We start from the raw sequence: 16,752 nt of genomic DNA, 5'->3' as shown, positions 1-16,752 counted from the left end.
GCCGCCGGCATGGCGCGCAAAGCCGGCTCAGTGCTCGTGATGCAGGTACTTCGCCTGGCGCGGCAGGCGCAGGCTGACCAGGAACGCGATCACCATCATCACGGTGACATACCAGTAGAACGCGGATTCGTGGCCCATGGTCTTGAGCCCGAGCGCCACGTATTCGGCCGTGCCGCCGAACGCCGCGTTGGCGATGGCATACGCCAGCCCGACGCCGAGCGCGCGCACTTCGGCCGGGAACATCTCCGCCTTCACGATGCCGCTGATCGACGTATAGAAGCTGACGATGGCGAGCGCCACGGCAATCAGCACGAACGCCAGTTCGGGGCTGCTTACCGTGCGCAGCGCGGTCAGGATCGGCACCGTGGCGAGTGCGCCCAGCGCGCCGAACAGCAGCATGTTGTTGCGCCGGCCGATGCGGTCCGACAACGCGCCGAACACGGGCTGTATGCACATGTACAGGAACAGGCATCCCGTCATCACATAGCTGGCGGTCTTGATCGACATGCCCGCGGTGTTGACCAGGTACTTCTGCATGTACGTGGTGAAGGTGTAGAAAATCAGCGAGCCGCCGGCGGTATAGCCGAGCACGGTGAAGAACGCGGCCTTGTGGTTGCGGAAGATCTCCGCGACGCTGCCGGCTTCCTTGCTGCCGCGCGTTGCCGCGGACGAGGTCTCGTGCAGTGTGCGGCGCAGGAAGAGCGCCACGACGGCGGTAATGGCGCCGACCACGAACGGAATGCGCCAGCCCCAGGCCTTGAGCTCGGCTTCATCAAGCAGCTGCTGCAGGATCACCACGACCAGCACAGCCAGCAACTGGCCGCCGATCAGCGTGACGTACTGGAACGACGAGAAGAAGCCGCGTCGACCGCGCAGCGCCACTTCGCTCATGTAGGTGGCGGTGGTGCCGTATTCGCCTCCGACCGACAGGCCCTGGATCAGACGTGCCAGCAGCAGCAGTGCCGGCGCCCAGTTGCCGATGCTGCTGTACGTCGGCAGGCTGGCGATCAGCAGCGAGCCGAAGCACATCATCAGCACGGAGATCAGCATCGAGTTCTTGCGGCCGTGGCGGTCGGCGATGGTGCCGAACAGCCAGCCGCCGATCGGCCGCATCAGGAAGCCTGCGGCGAACACGCCGGCTGTGTTCAGCAGCTGGGCTGTCGGATCGGCCTTGGGAAAGAACGACGGCGCGAAGTAGATGGCGCAGAACGCGTAGACATAGAAGTCGAACCATTCGACGAGATTGCCGGAAGAGGCGGCAACGATGGCGAAGACGCGCTTGCGCACCTCTTCAGCCGATGGCGCGGTGGCCTGGTTGGAGTTGGCTGTGAGATCGGTCATTGTTGTGTGTTGCAGTCAGGGGCGATGCCCGGCGGCTGGCCAGCGTCAGCTTGGCCGCAGGGCGGCTCGCGCCGGTTGGAACGCCGCCGGGTTCCGGGATGGGGCGGGGCGGCTGGAGAAGGGCGGGCATGTTGCCCGTACTGACTGGCGTGAATCCGCGCACGCTGCGACGCGTCGGTGTTTTACAGCCTACCGCGAACCGGGGCTGCCTGCACACCCCGGCCGCGTGGCGCTTCCTGTTGCGATGCAACATTTGTTACGTGGCGATTGGGCTGGCGGCGGATTGTTCCGCGCTGTGGACACACTGTCTTGTGGGACGCCTGTGAGCAGAGGCGCCGGCCGGCTTGCAACGCGCGTGCCGGTGGACAATGATGAGTCCCGAAGTGTCCCCCACTCACATACCGATGTCCCGTCCTCTGCGCTACTGGATGTGTCTGTTGCTGCTCGTCGCAGCCGAGCCGTCTCGGGCGCAGGATCTGGTCGAATGCAAGCGCATCGACCAGAAACAGCTCGCCGCCGCCACCACCGAAACCCTGCTGTTCCTGCGCTGCCGAGCGCGGCGGATTTCGTATGAGGCGCCGAGGCTAAAGGGCGTGCCGCAGCGTGTGAAGGACGACCTGATGTTCGCCTGCCTCGACCAGGCCGACGCGGTCGAGCACCAGCTGCGCGTGCGGCATGGCTTTACGCGGGAGTCGCTGGCGCGCGAGCGGTGCGAATGACGGGGTGCTAGCCGACTTCGCGCGCGGCCGCCCGCAGGCAATCCTTGAACAGTTCGACCGCACGCACGGCCAGCGTGCCCGGTACCGCGAAGAAGCCGACATCGCCGAATGACGGCGCATGCTCCAGCGGGATCATCGCCAGGCTGCCGGTATCGACGAATTGCCGCGCGGCCGAGCGCGGCATCAGCCCAAGGGTCTTCTGGTCGAACATCAGCGCGACGTTGGTCATGACCGACAGCGACTCCACGACGTTCGCGGGCAGCGCCAGGCCCGTGTCGTAGAACAGGCGTTCGGCCGTCTGCCGCAGCGACGAGTCGCGCGTGGGCAGGATCCACGGATAGTCGCTCAGCGCCTGCAGGGTGGTCGACGCGCGCGATGCCATCGGATGATGCACGCCGCCGACCACGCACAGCGGCTCCCGGTGCAGGATTTCGGCTTCAAGCCCGGGTGCGGTGGCCCGCCACGACACATCTTCCGGAATGCGCCCGACAACCACGTCGAGGTCGCCGACCGCCAGCGCGGGCAGCAGCTGGTCCATCTGGCCGACGCGCAAGGTCACCGACACCGCCGGTGCCTGTTCCTTCAGCAATTGGATGGCGCGTGGCAGCAGCACCGCCGACGCCGAGATCAGCGTGCCGATCAGCACCTGGCCCGACGTGCCTTCGCGGAACGCGCTGATCTCGTCAGTCAGGTGGCGCAGCTCGGCCAGCAGGGTCTTGGCGCGCCGCGCGACGAGCTCGCCGAACTCGGTCGTGGTCACGCCGCGGTTGCCGCGGATCAGCAGTGGCGCGCCGAGGTGGCTTTCCAGTTCGTGGATCACCTTCGTGACCGCCGGCTGCGTCATGTTGAGCGCCTGCGCTGCGCGCAGGATCGAGCCGCTGCGCAGCACCTGTTCGAACACGAGGATCTGCGCGAAGCGCAATTTCCGGCCAAGCGAGGTGGGATTCAGGGACATGGGCAAGGGCGAGGCGCGCTGCTGGGTTCGGCGCAATGCGGGCGTGGCCGGTATTCTAGACTGGAATATCAGGAGCCGAAAGTTTCATTTTTCAGGAATAGATGGCGTCGATACACTGCCTGCAAATATTTGCGAGGAGACAGTCTTGTCGCCATCCCCGACCCTGTATCGGAACTACGTTGACGGGCGCTTCGTCGAGTCCGCCAAAGGCTTTCCCAATATCTCGCCGGTCAACGGCGCTGTGATCGGCACCGTGTGCGAGGCCGACGCCGACCTCGTCGACCGTGCCGTGCGCGCCGCGCGCGCCGCCCTGGCCGGCCCGTGGGGCAGGACGACCCCGGCCGAGCGCGCCAGGGTGTTGCAGGCGGTCGCCGACGGCATCGAAAAGCGCTTCGACGCATTCGTGGCGGCAGAAGTGGCCGACACCGGCCGCCCCGAACACCAGGCACGCACGCTCGATATCCGCCGCGGCGTGCAGAATTTCCGCACCTTCGCCGAACTGGCTGGCCAGGCGGGTGGCGAGTGCTTCGAAATGCGCGCCGCTGACGGCGACGTCTTCAGCTATACGGTACGCAAGCCGCACGGCGTGGTCGCGATCATCTCGCCGTGGAACCTGCCGATGCTGCTGATGACCTGGAAGGTTGCGCCAGCGCTGGCCTGCGGCAACGCGGTGGTGATCAAGCCGTCCGAAGAAACGCCGGGCAGCGCGACACTGCTCGCGGAAGTCATGCACGAAGCGGGCGTGCCGCCGGGCGTCTTCAATCTCGTGCATGGCTTTGGCGGAGGCTCGGCGGGCGAATTCCTGTCGCGCCATCCGGATATCGACGCGATCACCTTCACAGGCGAGTCGCGCACGGGCAGCACCATCATGAAGGCCGTGGCCGACGGCGTGAAGGAAGTGTCGTTCGAGCTCGGTGGCAAAAACGCCGCCGTGGTATTCGCCGACTGCGATTTCGACCAGGCCGTGGCCGGCGTCACGCGTTCGAGCTTCACCAACACCGGGCAGGTCTGCCTGTGCTCGGAGCGCGTGTATGTCGAGCGCCCGATTTTCGAGCGCTTCGTCGCGGCGATGAAGGCTCGCGCCGAGGCCATGCGGATCGGCTATCCCGATGAAGACGGCGTGGAGATGGGTTCGCTGATCTCGCACGGCCATCGCGACAAGGTGCTGTCCTATTTCGCGCTGGCACGCGAGGAAGGCGCGACGGTTGTCGCCGGCGGCGGCGTGCCGCAGTTCGGCGACGCGCGCGACAACGGTGCCTATGTCCAGCCGACAATCTGGACGGGTTTGCCCGATTCGGCACGCTGCGTGCAGGAAGAAGTATTCGGCCCGGTCTGCCATATCGCGCCGTTCGATAGCGACGACGAGGTGGTGGCCCGCGTCAACGATTCGCGCTATGGCCTGGCCGCTTCGGTCTGGACGCGCGACCTGGGCCGCGCGCATCGCGTGACGCGCCAGTTCGACGTGGGCATCGTCTGGGTCAACACGTGGTTCCTGCGCGACCTGCGCACGCCTTTCGGCGGTACCCGTCTGTCGGGCATCGGGCGCGAAGGCGGGCGCCATTCGCTGGACTTCTATTCGTCCACCACCACCATCTGCGTCAACCCGTGAGCCCGCATGCTGAACCCTGAACTTATCGAGGCCGCGGACCAACTCTGGTTCGCTGCGGAACGCCGCCAGCCGTGCCTGCCCGTGCGCGATGCCATTGCACACGCCAGCGCCGGTGGCGCGGACCCGATCGCGCAGGCCTATGCGATCCAGCAGTACAACACCGAGCGCGCGCTGCGCGCCGGCCGCCGTCTGGTCGGCCGAAAGATCGGGCTGACCGCGAAGTCGGTGCAGCGCCAGCTTGGCGTGGACCAGCCGGACTTCGGCATGCTGTTCGCCGATATGGCGCGACAGGACGGCGAAGACATCGACTGCGCCGATGTCCTGCAGCCAAAGGTCGAGGCCGAAGTCGCGCTGGTGCTCGAACGCGATCTGCAAGATGAGGTGAATACCGTAGCGGACGTGATCCGAGCCACGGCCTTTGCGCTGCCGGCCATCGAAATCGTCGGCAGCCGCGTGGCCGGGTGGGATATCCGTCTGACCGACACCATTGCCGACAACGCATCGTCGGGCCTGTTCGTGCTGGGCACGCGGCCGGTATTGCTCGGCGCGCTGGACCTGGCCAACTGCGGCATGAGCATGGAGCTCAATGGGGATCCGGTGTCGGTCGGCGCCGGCGCCGCTTGCCTGGGCAATCCGCTCAATGCGGCAGTGTGGCTTGCCAACACCATGAGCCGCGTCGGTGCGCCGCTCAAGGCCGGCGACGTGATCCTGACGGGGGCACTCGGCCCGATGGCGACTGTGCAGCCGGGCAATGTTTTCACCGCACGTATGGAAGGCCTCGGTGCCGTGACCGCCGCGTTCCGCGCCGATAGCCAGCAAGGAGATGCCTGAGATGACCGACATGAGCCAGACGATCGTCGACGCGGCGCTCGCGCTCGACAACGCCGCCATGCAGGCGCAGCCGATGCCGCAGTTCGAAGCCGGCCATTTCGATTTGCCGACGGCGTATGCCATCCAGCGCGCGTCGATCCAGCACCGCGTCACACGCGGCGAACAGGTCAAGGGCATCAAGCTTGGTTTCACCAGCCGCGCGAAGATGGTGCAGATGGGCGTCGACAGCCTGATCTGGGGCTTCCTTACCGACGCGATGCTCGAGGAAGATGGCGGTACGGTGCACCTTGGGCGCTATATCCATCCGCGCGTGGAGCCCGAAGTCTGCTTCGTGACGCGCCGGACCATCGACGCGCCGCTGACGGCGCTGGAAGCGGCGGACTATCTCGAAGCGGTCGCGCCGGCGATGGAGATCATCGATTCGCGCTACCGCGATTTCCGCTTCAGCCTGGAAGATGTCGTGGCCGACAATTGTTCGTCGGCCGGACTCGTGGTGGGTGCGTGGTCGCGCGACTTTGCGGGGCTTGCGAACCTAGGCGTACGCATGCAGTTCGATGGCCGTGATGTGCAGGTCGGCTCGACAGGCGCGATTCTCGGCCATCCGCTGCGCACCGTCGTGCAGGCATCACGCCTGCTGCACGCGGCGCAGGTCAGCCTGCCGGCGGGCTCGCTGATCATGGCCGGCGCGGCCACCGCGGCCGAGGCGTTGCGCGCGGGGCTGCATGTGAGTTGCCATATCGGCAGCGGCGTCAACACGCTGGGCAGCGTGTCGTTCACTACGCGTGCGGGCATGCCAGACTGACTGCCGTATCCGCATCGACAACGCATTCAACAGCTACCAGGAGACCAACCATGCCGACAGAGGCGCATCTGGTGCAGGGCAAGGCAAAGCCACGGGGCCGTTTCCCGCACTGCAAGCGCGCGGGCGATTTCCTGTTCATCTCGGGCACAAGCTCGCGCCTGCCGGACAACAGCTTTGCCGGCGCGCAAGCCGACGAGATGGGCGTGACCCAACTCGACATCCGCGTGCAGACGCGCGCGGTGATCGAGAATATCCGCGACATCCTGGTGAACGCCGGCGCGACCCTGGCCGATCTGGTCGAGACGCAGGTGTTCCTCGTCAACATGAATGACTTCGGCGGCTTCAATGAAGTTTGGGCCGAGTATTTCGACTACGGCGGGCCTACACGGACGACAGTAGCGGTGCACCAGCTTCCGCATCCGCACCTGCTTATCGAGATCAAGGGCACGGCGTACAAGCCGCTGGCCAGAAAGGAGGCATGATATGTTCGACCTGAAATACGGCCGGCCGCTGAACTTCAAGCGCTGGCTCGACGACCACGCCGACAAGCTGAAGCCGCCGGTTGGCAACCAGCAGATCTGGCAGGACAGCGACATGATGGTCACCGTGGTCGGCGGCCCCAACGAACGCAGCGACTTCCACGACGACCCGATCGAAGAGCTGTTCTACCAGTTCAAGGGCAACGCCTACCTGCTGCTGTGGGAAGACGGCCGCTACGAGCGTGTCGACCTGCGCGAGGGCGACATGCTCCTGCTGCCGCCGCACACGCTGCATTCGCCGCAGCGCCCCGAGGCGGACAGCCGCTGCCTGGTGGTCGAACGCAAACGGCCGCAGGGCCAGAACGATGCGTTCCAGTGGAGCTGTGCCAGCTGCGGCACTATCGTGCAGCGCCATGAAGTGACGCTGCAGAGCATCGTGGCCGACCTGCCGCCGCTGTACGAGAAGTTCTACGCCAGCTCCGAGGATGCCCGCCGTTGCCCGGGCTGCGGCGAAATCCACCCCGGCCGCGATTTCCAGGCTTGGCACCGCACGCTCGCCAGGCACTCTTCATGATCGACATCCATTCGCACTTTCTCCCGCTCATCAGCCGCCAGGAAGCACAGGCCGTCGATGCGGAGCGCGCACCATGGCTCGCCGTGGATCCGTCCGGCGAAACCGGGCAGATCATGCTGGCCGACCAGCCGTTCCGGCCCGTGTACCGCGCGCTGTGGGATGCCGATTTCCGCATCGCCGAACTCGACACACAGGGCATTGCCACGCAGCTCGTCTGCGCAACGCCGGTGATGTTCGGCTATGGCTGGGACGCAGCGAAGGCCGCCGACTGGGCCGCGCAGATGAACGACAAGGCGCTCGCGTTCTGCGCGGGGCACCCTGACCGGCTCAAGGCGCTTGCGCAAGTGCCGCTGCAGGACACGCGCCTTGCGTGCGCCGAGGCTTCGCGCGCCGTGGCCAACGGTTGTGTTGGTGTGCAGATCGGCAACCATGTCGGGGACAAGGACCTCGATCATCCAGACCTTGTCGACTTCCTGACGTACTGTGCGGAGAACGACATTCCCGTGCTGGTGCATCCGTGGGACATGATGGGTGGCGGCAAGCGCATGAAGCAATGGATGCTGCCGTGGCTGGTCAGCATGGCGGCGGAGACGCAGCTCGGCATGATGTCGCTGATCCTGTCAGGCGCACTTGAACGCATCCCGGAGTCGCTGCGCATCTGCTTTGCGCATGGCGGCGGCAGTTTCGCCTTCCTGTTGGGCCGCGCCGACAACGCGTGGAAGCATCGCGACATCGTGCGCAAGGATTGCCCCCGCCTGCCATCCGAATACGCGCACCGCTTGCATGTGGACAGCATCGTCTTCGACGAAGGCGCGCTGCGGCTGCTCGTCGACGTGATGGGCGTCGAGCGCGTGATGCTCGGCTCCGACTATCCGTTTCCGCTCGGCGAGCAGGAAGTCGGCGGGCTCGTGCGCGGTGTGTCGTTCCTGGACGGGGCGCAGAAGCGGAAGATTCTCGCGGACAACGCGAGCCGGTTCTTCAGGCTCGACGCGGAGAGCAACGCTGTCTGACCTCGGCCGGTCGGTCAACAAGCCGGCATCAGCCGTTCAGCATCTTGCAGCGCGCCGCCAAACAATCGCGGAACGCCGCGGCGCTCGGTGACAGCGAGCGCCCCGCGCGCACGATCAGTTCGATCTGCCGGTGCACCACGGGCTTGTGCAGCGGCCGGAAGCGCACGCGGTCCGATCCCATCAGCTTGCCGACATAGGCGGGCACTACCGTCACGCCAAGGCCTGCCTCGGCCAGGCCTACGGCCGTTCCAAGATACGCGACTTCGAAACGCGGATTGACCTGCACGCCGGCCTGGTGCAGTTGCTGGTCGATCAGGGTGCGCATACCGGTCGCGTGCGACATGGCAATCAGCGGTTGGCCTTCCAGGTCCGACCACACCAGATCGCGCTTGCGCGTAGCCAGCGGCCAGCTGCTCGGCACCATCACGCCGAGCGGATGCCGCAGCAGCGGAATGCGGTCGAACTGCGGGTCCTCTTCCGGAAACACGCCAAAGCCGAAATCCACATCGCCGCTCAGCACGCGCCGGCCGATCTGCTCGGCCGGCAGGTCGGCGATGCGCACAGTGATCGCCGGATAGGCGTCGAGGAAGTGCGCAATGCTCTCCGGCAGCAGCGTCGACGCCAGCAGCGGCGTAGTGGCCACGGTGATGCGCCCGCGCCGCTTGTGGACGAGCTCGCGCGTATCGGCCACCGACTGCTCGACATCCCCGACGATGCGCATGGCACTGATCAGGAATTCGCTGCCGGCATCGGTCAGGGCGAACCGCCGCGTAGAGCGGTCGATCAGCTGCAGCCCGAGCTGGGATTCCAGTTCGCGTATCTGCAGGCTCGTGGCCGACTGGGTCAGGTGAAGCTTGGGCGCGGCCGCGGTAAAGCCGCCACTGCGAGCGACTTCGACAAAGGCGCGCAACTGCCGCAGGGTCACGTTCATATGCGGTTCTTATGAATCTGCCGGATTGACTGGTTCCGGAGCATAGCGGATGTGCCGCAGCTTGCGGCCGGCGTGTCACCGGTTCGCAACATCGCGTGAAAGGCCCTGCATACAGGCGCCGTGCCGCGGTCCCGCTTGAAACCTGGTCTGACGATCTTGAACAAGTATTTCTTATTAAACCATTAAATTTAATCGCTTGCTGAATGGACTCGAATTCGCTGAAATACACGCCACAACAACACGGAGCCCGGCACGCGCTGCGATGCGCCGGACCCTGAAACCCATGGAGACTGTCAAGATGCAACGTACCCTTAGCCGCAAGCTGCTCGGCGTCGTGCTCGCCTCGGCGGCGTGTTTCGCGGCATGCGGAGTGAGCACTGTCGTGCATGCGCAGACGGCGCAAGCGACACAGGCAGCGCAACTCGACGAACTGCTCAGCAAACAGGCGATTACGGAACTCCTCTACAAGTACCCGCGCGCACTCGACCGGCTGGACCGCGACATGCTGCTGTCGATCGCGCATCCGGAAGCGCGCATGCAGTTCGGCAAGCGCACATTCCCGTCGTGGTCGGCCTATGTGGACTGGCTGATCAAGGCGCACACCGAGATGCTTGGCAACAACCACCGCATCAGCAACATCCTGGTCGAGGTGAAGGGTGACAAAGCCGTGAGCGAATCGACCGGCACGGCCACGCTGCTCGTGAAGCGCGAGGGCCATGACGACCAGTACGAGGAACGCTGGATGCATTCGCGCTACCTCGACACGTGGTCGCGCCGCAACGGCAAATGGGCGCTCGACAGCCGCCAGACAGTCTCGGACTACCGCCGCATCAGCTATGTGTCCGCCGACGACGTGAAAAAGCGCTATGAAGTCGCGCCGCGCCTGGGCAAGGCCGATCCGTCTTACGCGCTGTTCGGCGAGAAGTAAGCCTCGCATCTCGCAACGGAGACACGCATCTTGCATACACACTGTGATCACGACGGCTGCCAGTCGCGGCGCCATTTTCTGGGCTCACTGGGAGCGCTGGCAGGCGCTGCGCTGATGCCGACCGGTCTGGCCAGGGCTCACGCCATCGGCCCCGGCGGCGGGCGTATCGATTTCCACCACCACTACTTTTCGCCGGCGTGGGTCAGGCTGGTGGAGTCCAAGCACAAGGTCCAGCCCGTACTCGGCTTCGACCAGTTCAAGAGCTGGACGATCGCCAGGGACCTGGAAGCAATGGATCGCGGCAATGTCGAGAAGGCCTTCCTGTCGGTCACGCAACCGGGCGTCTGGTTTGGCAACGTCGAAGAATCGCGGCGTGCGGCGCGTGACATGAACGACTTCGCGGCGACGATGAAGTCGGACCACAAGGGCCGCTATGGCCAGTTTGCCGTGCTGCCGCTGCCGGATATCGATGCCACGCTGAAGGAGATCGAATACGCGTTCGACACGCTCAAGGCGGATGGCGTGGGCCTGCTGTCGAGCTATGGCGACAAGTGGCTCGGCGACAAGTCGTTCTGGCCGGTCTGGGAAGAACTGAACCGCCGCAAGGCCGTGGTCTATATCCACGCCACGGCGCCGGGCTGCTGCGCGTGGGAATTCCAGCCGGGCATCCTGCCGACCTTCGTCGAGTTGGGATCCGACCTCGCCCGCGCCATGGTGAGCCTGGTTCAGGGTGGCACGGCGAAGGCGACGCCGGATATCAAATACATCTGGTCGCACGGCGGCGGCAGCATCTGGGCGCAGCGTTTCCTGGTCGGCGAAACCGCGGCATCGCTGGCGCGCGAAGCGCCGGCCGACTCGCGCCTGTACCAGTTCCGGCGCTTCTACTACGACACAGCTGCGGCGGCGGACGCGATCCATATGGGCATCCTGAAGATGGTCGTGCCGCCGAGCCAGATCGTGTTCGGCTCCGACTATCCATGGGTCGAGCCGGCCAAGATCGCCACGGGCCTGGAAGCATCAGGGCTGTCGCCGCAGGTCCTGCAGGCGGTCTATCGCGACAACGCCTTCCGGGTGATGCCGCAATTGCGCGAACAACTGGCTGCGGCCGCGCGTACGAACTGAAAGAGAAGGGCGGAGAGCCAGCAATGCAATTCAAGAGCATCAAGTGGGTAGCGGCCGCGTTGTGGGTATTGCCGCTGGTTGCGGCGGCACAGTCGTTCCCGATGCAGAACGTGCGCATCGTCGTGCCGTACGCGCCCGGCGGCGGCATCGACGGCATGGCCCGTGTGCTGGCCGAGCGCCTGCAGCAGAAATGGGGCAAGCCCGTCATCGTCGAGAACAAGCCGGGCGCGTCGACGATCATCGGCACGGTCGCGGTGACGAAGGCGCTGCCGGATGGCCATACGCTGTTACTGACAAGCGAAGCTACCGTCACCAGCAACCCTTACCTGTTCGACAAGCTGCCCTACGATCCGGCGCGCGAACTGGTACCGATCTCGGAGCTGGTGAGCTTGCCGCAGATGGTTGTCGCCAATCCATCGGTGCCGGCCTCCGACATGAAGGAACTTGTGGCACTGGCGAAGGCGCGGCCCGATTCGCTCAGCTATGCCACCTATGGTTCGGGCAGCCTGCCACACCTGCTGTTCGAGGGCATCAACGCGCGCCGTGGCGTGAAGATGACGCAGATTCCATACAAGGGCATTACGCCGGCGGTTACCGCCGTGCTAACCGGCGAAGTCCAGCTCACGCTGGCCGGTGTGCCGGCGGCGGAAGGCTATCTGCGTGCAGGCAAGCTCAAGGCACTGGCCATCGCGCGCCGCGAGCGGCTGCCGGGCATGCCCCAGGTGCCGACGCTGGCCGAAGCGGGCTTTGCAGACATCGATCCGCATGAGTCGTGGTTCGGCCTGTTCGTGACGGGTGGTACGCCGACACCTGTCGTGCAGAAAATTGCGCGTGACGTCGCCGCTGTGGCGGCGGACCCGGCATTCATCGAGCGCTACGTGCGGTCGCGTGGGTTTGATCCGGTGTTCTCCACACCGGACGCATTTGCGAAGTTCATCCAGGCTGACCGTAGCCAGAAGGAAAAACTGATCCGGCTCACCGGGGCCAAGGCCGAATAAAGGCCTGGAAAGTCTCAAACAAGAACAACCCAGAAAAAGAGAGTGGGAGATGCCGATGTTCAAGAATGCGAGCAGTGCGAACGCGACCAAGCAGCCGTCGCCAGGCGAAGCGGAATTCGTGATACGCGGGGGCCATGTGCTCACGATGGACGCGACGCTTGGCGACCTGCCGGAGGCCGACGTGCATGTCGTCGACGGGGAAATCGTCGAGGTCGGAGTCGGGCTAGGCAAGCCCGGCATGGCGGAGATCGACGCGCGCGGCATGATCGTCATGCCGGGGCTGGTCGATACGCACTGGCATCTGTGGAACAGCTCGCTGCGCGCGCTGGTTCGTGGCGATGATCCCGAGCACGGATACTTTCCGACCACGCTGCGGATCGGCCCGTTCTTCTCGCCGGAGGACTCCTACCACTCCATCCGGCTGGGATTGGCCGAAGGCCTTGCTTCGGGGATCACCACGGTCAACAACTGGTCGCACAACACCCGGAGCCCGCAGCATGCGGACGCGGAACTGCGCGCGATGCACGAGATGGGTGTACGCGGCCGCTTCTCGTACGGCTGGGGGCAGGAGTTGCCGCTGGATCAGATGATGGACCTGGAAGACCTGGCGCGTGTACAGCGTGAAGGCATGCCGGATTCCACGCTGCTCACGCTTGGCGCGGCCGTGCGCACGCCGGTCTCGAATCCGCGCGGCGCTGTGCCGATCGACGTGGTCAAGGCGGAGATGGCCGCCATCCGCGCACTCGGGCTACCCATCACCATGCACGCGCGACCCGGCGTGGTCTCGGTGCTCGCCGACGAGGGACTGCTTGGACGCGATCTCCAACTGGTTCATCCGCAGGGTGTATCGCCGGATGAGGCGAGATTGCTCGCCGCTTCCGGCACGACGTTCTCGTGCTCGCCAGTGATCGAGATGCACTACGCTCAGGCCACGCGTGGCGAGATCCAGTTCCAGGAGCTGATGGATCACCGCGTGCAGCAGAGCCTGTCCGTCGACAGTTCCGCCGCGTCGGCGAATGCCGACTACTTCAGCTGCATGCGCGCGCTGCTGTGGTCGCACAAGCAGCGCTTCGGCAGCACGGTGCCACTGCCGCCGCGCCGCCTGCTCGAACTCGCGACGATCGATGGTGCGCGTGATCTGGGTCTGGGTGCGCGTATCGGATCGCTGGTGCCGGGCAAGCGTGCCGACATCATCCTGGTGCGCACGACCGATGCCAACGTGGCGCCCGTGATTGATCCTGTGCATGCGCTGGTGTATTCGGCGCAGCCGTCCAATGTCGATACGGTGCTGGTGGATGGCAGGGTGCTTGTGCGCAATGGCTGCCATACGCATGTCGATGTATCCGCCATCGTCAGCGATGCGGCGGCATCGATTCATGGGCTGCGGCGTCGGTTTGCGCGTGCAGCCTGAGCGCATCCATTTCTTCAGATATAAACAGGGGAGACAAGCAATGAAGGTTTCGAAGTTCACTGCAGCGCTGCTGGCGTGCTGCGCACTGGCTGGCACCGCGCAGGCGGCCGAATACATGGAGCAGAGCGAGCGCATCAAGGGCCGTTCCTACTCGCCTGCGGTCGTTACCGAAGGGGGACGCATCGTCTGGCTGGCTGGGGAAACGACGACCACCGATCTCAACGGCAAGGACATCAAGGGTGACTTCGAGGCGCAGGCGCGGACGGTGTTTGCGTTGATTGACCAGACGCTTAGGCGCGCCGGTGGCAGCCTCAAGGACGTGGTCAGCATGACGGCGTATCTCACGGATGCTCGCAATGGCGCTACGTTCTCGAAGGTTCGCAAGGAGATGTTCCCGGATGGGAACTATCCGGCTAGCGCGCAGATTACGGTTTCTAACCTGGCGGTGCCGGGGATGCAGGTTGAGGTGCAGGCGGTGGCGGTGATAGGGGATAGGTGTGTTAAGGGGACGTGCTTGGCTAAGTGAGGGTTGTGGTTCTTGGCGTCTGCCAAGCGCCAAAGCCAAAATCCAAACAAAAAACCTTCATGCCGTTTCCGCGGTCAATTGAAATTTCAGTTGACTGCGGTTTTTTATTCAGGCGAAAGAATTGAATCAAATATCCTCATAAATCAATTAATTTTAATCGCTTGATAAATGCTATCAGTTTGAACGAAATTCCCAAAACGGACGCGATAAAGACAAATCGCACGTCATTCAATAAAAGAAGACATGCAACGTCCGCAACAACCAGGGAAAGAGCAAACATGAAGAGCAGGACAGGAGGAGCCAAAACCCCGATGAAACCGATCAAGCGCATCGCCGCAGCCGCAGCTTTGCTGCCGGGGCTGGCAACAGCACAATCCGTAACCATGTACGGCGTCGTCGACACCGGCGTCGAATACGTCAACAACATCGGCGCAGCCAAGGACAATGTCCTCCGCGTGATGGGCAATACAGGCATGGTCCCCTCCCGCTGGGGCCTGCGCGGCACCGAAGACCTCGGCGGCGGCCTGAAGAGCGTATTCGTACTGGAATCCGGCTTCTTTCCCGACAGCGGAACATCGTCGATGGGCGGCCGCCTGTTTGGCCGACAGGCCTTCGTCGGCCTGTCAGGCCGCTGGGGCCAGATCGCGTTCGGGCGCCAGAACACCATGCTGTTCTGGTCCTATCTCGATTCCGACATCCTGGGCCCGAACATCTTCGGCTCCGCAAGCCTGGACAACTACATGACGTTCGGCCGCGCTGACAATGCGGTCTCGTACAAGGGCACGTTCGGTGGCCTGACCGTCGGTGCGACGTACAGCTTTGGCCGCGACACCGTCAGCGCTGGACCCAGCCCCGCCGGGACCAATTGCGCGGGCGAGAACGCTGCTGACAAGCGCGCATGCCGTGAGTGGTCGGCCTTGCTGCAGTACCAGACCGACTGGTGGGGCGTGGCCGCAGCGTACGATGAAAACCGCGGCGGCCCGGGTGCGTTCGGCGGGCTGACAAACAGCGGCCTGACCGACCGGCGCGCGACGGTCACGGGCTATGCCATTCTTGCCAACCGCGCCAAGGTCGGCGCCGGTGTCATCCGTCGCGACAATGAAGGCAGCGCCACGCCGCGCAGCGATCTGTGGTACGTCGGGGGTTCCTACGACATCACGCCGGCCTTTAACGTCGCCGGGCAGGTCTATTCTCTGCGCTTCCACCACAGCGCCAACAAGGCCATGCTGTACGCATTACGTGGTACCTATGCCTTCTCGAAGCGCACATCGGTGTATGGCACCGTCGGCTACGTCGACAACAGCGGCCAGTCGGCCGTGGCGGTCGATGGCGCGGCAACTCCGCCGCCCGGTGCTTCGCAGGCGGGCGCAATGCTGGGCATCAAGCATATCTTCTGATCGTCGCGACGTTCGCGGCGGGCAGCCCGCTTAGCCGTGGGTGCGGCGCGGTGCCAGGCCAGCCGCTGCCACCGCGCGGGCCGCGAGCAGTGGCTCCGCGTCGCCCAAGACGTCCTGCGTGGCTCGCTGCAGCACGAAATCGCGAAAGCGGTGTGCGGCGGTACGTGGCGTGATCTGGCCGTTCCATACCGCGACCACCGGTTCGACACGGCTGTCGAGTTCGAAGCGCAGCACGCGCGCCACCTTGGCCGAGGCGAGCTGCGCGGCAATGCGCTCCGGGAACACCGACAGGTAGTGCCCGGTCTGCATCAGGCTGGCGGTCGCGGCGACGTCGCTCGTGCGGATGCCTTGCGATGGCGCCGGCGCACCGAGCGCATGGAAGGCCGTATGCAGCAGATGCAGCATGCGCGAACCTGCAGCCGGAATGCACCACTGCTGTTCGGACAACGCCTGCGCCGTGAACTTGCGGCGCGCCAGCAAGGGGTGGTCCGGGCTGGCGACGATCACGACCTTCTGCGCCGGCACTACGGGCGTGCTGCGCAGCGCGGGCCGCGACAGCCGTGGATCGTCATAAGCGAACAGCAGGTCCAGCGAGCCTTGCAGCAACTGCTCGGTCAGTTCGCCAATACCGCCTTCGATCACGCTTATCTCGACGCGTGGGTTGTCGCGGTAGAAATCGCTCATCGCCTGCGCCAGGAACGGCTGCACCGACATGGTCCGGAACGCGACCCGCAGTTCGCCCTGGTTCCCGGCGCGTACCGCCTGCATGGAGTCCGCGAGCCGGCCCAGCTGCGTGAGCAACACCTGACCGTGCGTCGCGAGTTCGCGCCCTGCTTCGGTTAGCTCCAACCCGCGGCGTCCGCGCACGAACAGCGGCATGCCGACGATGTCCTCGATTTCGGCGAGGGTTTTCGACACGGCCGCCGGACTCACATGAAAGCGCGCCGCCACCGACGCTGCGGTCTGCATCTCGCCGAGCGCGACGATGATGCGCAGGTGCCGCAGCTTGAGGCGGCTCAGTGGAAAGCTGGCGGATTCCAGCGTGTCAGCGGTGGGGGTGAATGCCATGGCATGGGCCCGTTCGGTAAGTTAACCATTTGCTCAATATGACGAGATTTT

Annotated in this window: 17 protein-coding genes; 13 read left to right on the top strand and 4 right to left on the bottom strand. The window is 64.8% G+C overall.

Annotated features, from left to right (window positions below):
* Nucleotides 1–27 precede the first annotated feature (27 nt).
* Nucleotides 28–1,341: an MFS family transporter gene (locus ACIGJG_RS21290; protein WP_483673882.1), complete on the bottom strand. Its 1,314-nt coding sequence runs from the start codon at nucleotides 1,339–1,341 to the stop codon at nucleotides 28–30.
* 428 nt (nucleotides 1,342–1,769) lie between these two features.
* On the opposite strand from ACIGJG_RS21290, the gene ACIGJG_RS21285 reads away from it, so the two are divergent.
* A complete protein-coding gene (locus ACIGJG_RS21285) occupies nucleotides 1,770–2,060 on the top strand; it encodes a hypothetical protein (RefSeq protein WP_483674027.1) in 291 nt (96 codons plus the stop codon).
* A 7-nt stretch (nucleotides 2,061–2,067) separates the two neighbouring features.
* On the opposite strand, the gene ACIGJG_RS21280 is transcribed toward ACIGJG_RS21285, so the two are convergent.
* On the bottom strand, nucleotides 2,068–3,015 hold the full coding sequence (locus tag ACIGJG_RS21280; RefSeq protein ID WP_011301605.1) for a LysR substrate-binding domain-containing protein: 948 nt from the start codon (nucleotides 3,013–3,015) through the stop codon (nucleotides 2,068–2,070).
* A gap of 145 nt (nucleotides 3,016–3,160) precedes the next feature.
* Here ACIGJG_RS21280 and ACIGJG_RS21275 point away from each other — a divergent pair, with 145 nt between their 5' ends.
* From ACIGJG_RS21275 to ACIGJG_RS21250, 6 genes are read left to right on the top strand one after another with little or no spacing between them, the layout of a single operon-like run.
* Nucleotides 3,161–4,624, top strand: coding sequence for a 2-hydroxymuconic semialdehyde dehydrogenase (locus ACIGJG_RS21275; RefSeq protein ID WP_483673880.1), 1,464 nt, complete (start codon nucleotides 3,161–3,163; stop codon nucleotides 4,622–4,624).
* Nucleotides 4,625–4,630: 6 nt separating this feature from the next.
* Nucleotides 4,631–5,455 (top strand): 2-keto-4-pentenoate hydratase, encoded by an 825-nt coding sequence (locus ACIGJG_RS21270; RefSeq protein WP_220630636.1) that lies wholly within the window; start codon nucleotides 4,631–4,633, stop codon nucleotides 5,453–5,455.
* A 1-nt stretch (nucleotide 5,456) separates the two neighbouring features.
* The gene (locus ACIGJG_RS21265) at nucleotides 5,457–6,257 is read left to right on the top strand and encodes a 2-keto-4-pentenoate hydratase (RefSeq protein ID WP_011301608.1); all 801 of its coding nucleotides are present in this window, start codon (nucleotides 5,457–5,459) and stop codon (nucleotides 6,255–6,257) included.
* Nucleotides 6,258–6,307: 50 nt separating this feature from the next.
* Nucleotides 6,308–6,739 carry a RidA family protein gene (locus ACIGJG_RS21260; protein ID WP_220630635.1) on the top strand — a complete coding sequence of 144 codons (432 nt, stop codon included), beginning with the start codon at nucleotides 6,308–6,310 and terminating at the stop codon, nucleotides 6,737–6,739.
* Between the two features lies 1 nt (nucleotide 6,740).
* Nucleotides 6,741–7,310: a 3-hydroxyanthranilate 3,4-dioxygenase gene (gene nbaC / locus ACIGJG_RS21255; protein ID WP_011301610.1), complete on the top strand. Its 570-nt coding sequence runs from the start codon at nucleotides 6,741–6,743 to the stop codon at nucleotides 7,308–7,310.
* Nucleotides 7,307–8,320 (top strand): amidohydrolase family protein, encoded by a 1,014-nt coding sequence (locus tag ACIGJG_RS21250; protein ID WP_220630634.1) that lies wholly within the window; start codon nucleotides 7,307–7,309, stop codon nucleotides 8,318–8,320. The genes nbaC and ACIGJG_RS21250 overlap by 4 nt, the downstream gene beginning before the upstream one ends.
* A gap of 28 nt (nucleotides 8,321–8,348) precedes the next feature.
* Here ACIGJG_RS21250 and ACIGJG_RS21245 read toward each other — a convergent pair whose 3' ends face one another.
* Complete coding sequence (locus ACIGJG_RS21245; protein ID WP_011301612.1) at nucleotides 8,349–9,251, bottom strand: LysR family transcriptional regulator; 903 nt, start codon at nucleotides 9,249–9,251, stop codon at nucleotides 8,349–8,351.
* Nucleotides 9,252–9,549: 298 nt separating this feature from the next.
* On the opposite strand from ACIGJG_RS21245, the gene ACIGJG_RS21240 reads away from it, so the two are divergent.
* The 6 genes from ACIGJG_RS21240 to ACIGJG_RS21215 all read left to right on the top strand — a co-directional run bounded on the left by ACIGJG_RS21240 (nucleotide 9,550) and on the right by ACIGJG_RS21215 (nucleotide 15,633).
* On the top strand, nucleotides 9,550–10,179 hold the full coding sequence (locus ACIGJG_RS21240; RefSeq protein ID WP_235679851.1) for a nuclear transport factor 2 family protein: 630 nt from the start codon (nucleotides 9,550–9,552) through the stop codon (nucleotides 10,177–10,179).
* Between the two features lie 30 nt (nucleotides 10,180–10,209).
* Nucleotides 10,210–11,301, top strand: a complete 1,092-nt coding sequence (locus ACIGJG_RS21235) for an amidohydrolase family protein (RefSeq protein ID WP_011301614.1) — start codon at nucleotides 10,210–10,212, stop codon at nucleotides 11,299–11,301.
* 23 nt (nucleotides 11,302–11,324) lie between these two features.
* Nucleotides 11,325–12,299 (top strand): Bug family tripartite tricarboxylate transporter substrate binding protein, encoded by a 975-nt coding sequence (locus ACIGJG_RS21230; RefSeq protein WP_011301615.1) that lies wholly within the window; start codon nucleotides 11,325–11,327, stop codon nucleotides 12,297–12,299.
* A gap of 55 nt (nucleotides 12,300–12,354) precedes the next feature.
* Nucleotides 12,355–13,710, top strand: a complete 1,356-nt coding sequence (locus tag ACIGJG_RS21225) for an amidohydrolase family protein (RefSeq protein WP_011301616.1) — start codon at nucleotides 12,355–12,357, stop codon at nucleotides 13,708–13,710.
* A gap of 40 nt (nucleotides 13,711–13,750) precedes the next feature.
* Nucleotides 13,751–14,236, top strand: coding sequence for a RidA family protein (locus ACIGJG_RS21220; RefSeq protein ID WP_245001848.1), 486 nt, complete (start codon nucleotides 13,751–13,753; stop codon nucleotides 14,234–14,236).
* Nucleotides 14,237–14,547: 311 nt separating this feature from the next.
* On the top strand, nucleotides 14,548–15,633 hold the full coding sequence (locus tag ACIGJG_RS21215; RefSeq protein ID WP_220630632.1) for a porin: 1,086 nt from the start codon (nucleotides 14,548–14,550) through the stop codon (nucleotides 15,631–15,633).
* Nucleotides 15,634–15,663: 30 nt separating this feature from the next.
* Here the strand turns inward: ACIGJG_RS21215 and ACIGJG_RS21210 are convergent, their stop codons facing one another.
* Nucleotides 15,664–16,701 carry a LysR family transcriptional regulator gene (locus tag ACIGJG_RS21210; RefSeq protein ID WP_220630631.1) on the bottom strand — a complete coding sequence of 346 codons (1,038 nt, stop codon included), beginning with the start codon at nucleotides 16,699–16,701 and terminating at the stop codon, nucleotides 15,664–15,666.
* Between the last annotated feature and the right edge of the window lie 51 nt (nucleotides 16,702–16,752).

This window comes from Cupriavidus sp. C1SS-2L (genome assembly GCF_057073735.1).
The sequence above is the reverse complement of the archived record's forward strand: the minus strand, read 5'-3'. Positions and strand labels throughout refer to the sequence as shown.

Bases quoted from the DNA above. Each gene is read 5' to 3' on its own strand.
- ACIGJG_RS21225 (WP_011301616.1), top strand. From the start codon at position 12,355: ATGTTCAAGAATGCGAGCAGTGCGAACGCGACCAAGCAGCCGTCGCCA.
- ACIGJG_RS21230 (WP_011301615.1), top strand. From the start codon at position 11,325: ATGCAATTCAAGAGCATCAAGTGGGTAGCGGCCGCGTTGTGGGTATTG.
- ACIGJG_RS21285 (WP_483674027.1), top strand. From the start codon at position 1,770: ATGTGTCTGTTGCTGCTCGTCGCAGCCGAGCCGTCTCGGGCGCAGGAT.
- nbaC (WP_011301610.1), top strand. From the start codon at position 6,741: ATGTTCGACCTGAAATACGGCCGGCCGCTGAACTTCAAGCGCTGGCTC.
- ACIGJG_RS21270 (WP_220630636.1), top strand. From the start codon at position 4,631: ATGCTGAACCCTGAACTTATCGAGGCCGCGGACCAACTCTGGTTCGCT.
- ACIGJG_RS21220 (WP_245001848.1), top strand. From the start codon at position 13,751: ATGAAGGTTTCGAAGTTCACTGCAGCGCTGCTGGCGTGCTGCGCACTG.
- ACIGJG_RS21210 (WP_220630631.1), bottom strand. From the start codon at position 16,701: ATGGCATTCACCCCCACCGCTGACACGCTGGAATCCGCCAGCTTTCCA.
- ACIGJG_RS21240 (WP_235679851.1), top strand. From the start codon at position 9,550: ATGCAACGTACCCTTAGCCGCAAGCTGCTCGGCGTCGTGCTCGCCTCG.
- ACIGJG_RS21245 (WP_011301612.1), bottom strand. From the start codon at position 9,251: ATGAACGTGACCCTGCGGCAGTTGCGCGCCTTTGTCGAAGTCGCTCGC.
- ACIGJG_RS21260 (WP_220630635.1), top strand. From the start codon at position 6,308: ATGCCGACAGAGGCGCATCTGGTGCAGGGCAAGGCAAAGCCACGGGGC.
- ACIGJG_RS21290 (WP_483673882.1), bottom strand. From the start codon at position 1,341: ATGACCGATCTCACAGCCAACTCCAACCAGGCCACCGCGCCATCGGCT.
- ACIGJG_RS21215 (WP_220630632.1), top strand. From the start codon at position 14,548: ATGAAACCGATCAAGCGCATCGCCGCAGCCGCAGCTTTGCTGCCGGGG.
- ACIGJG_RS21250 (WP_220630634.1), top strand. From the start codon at position 7,307: ATGATCGACATCCATTCGCACTTTCTCCCGCTCATCAGCCGCCAGGAA.
- ACIGJG_RS21280 (WP_011301605.1), bottom strand. From the start codon at position 3,015: ATGTCCCTGAATCCCACCTCGCTTGGCCGGAAATTGCGCTTCGCGCAG.
- ACIGJG_RS21265 (WP_011301608.1), top strand. From the start codon at position 5,457: ATGACCGACATGAGCCAGACGATCGTCGACGCGGCGCTCGCGCTCGAC.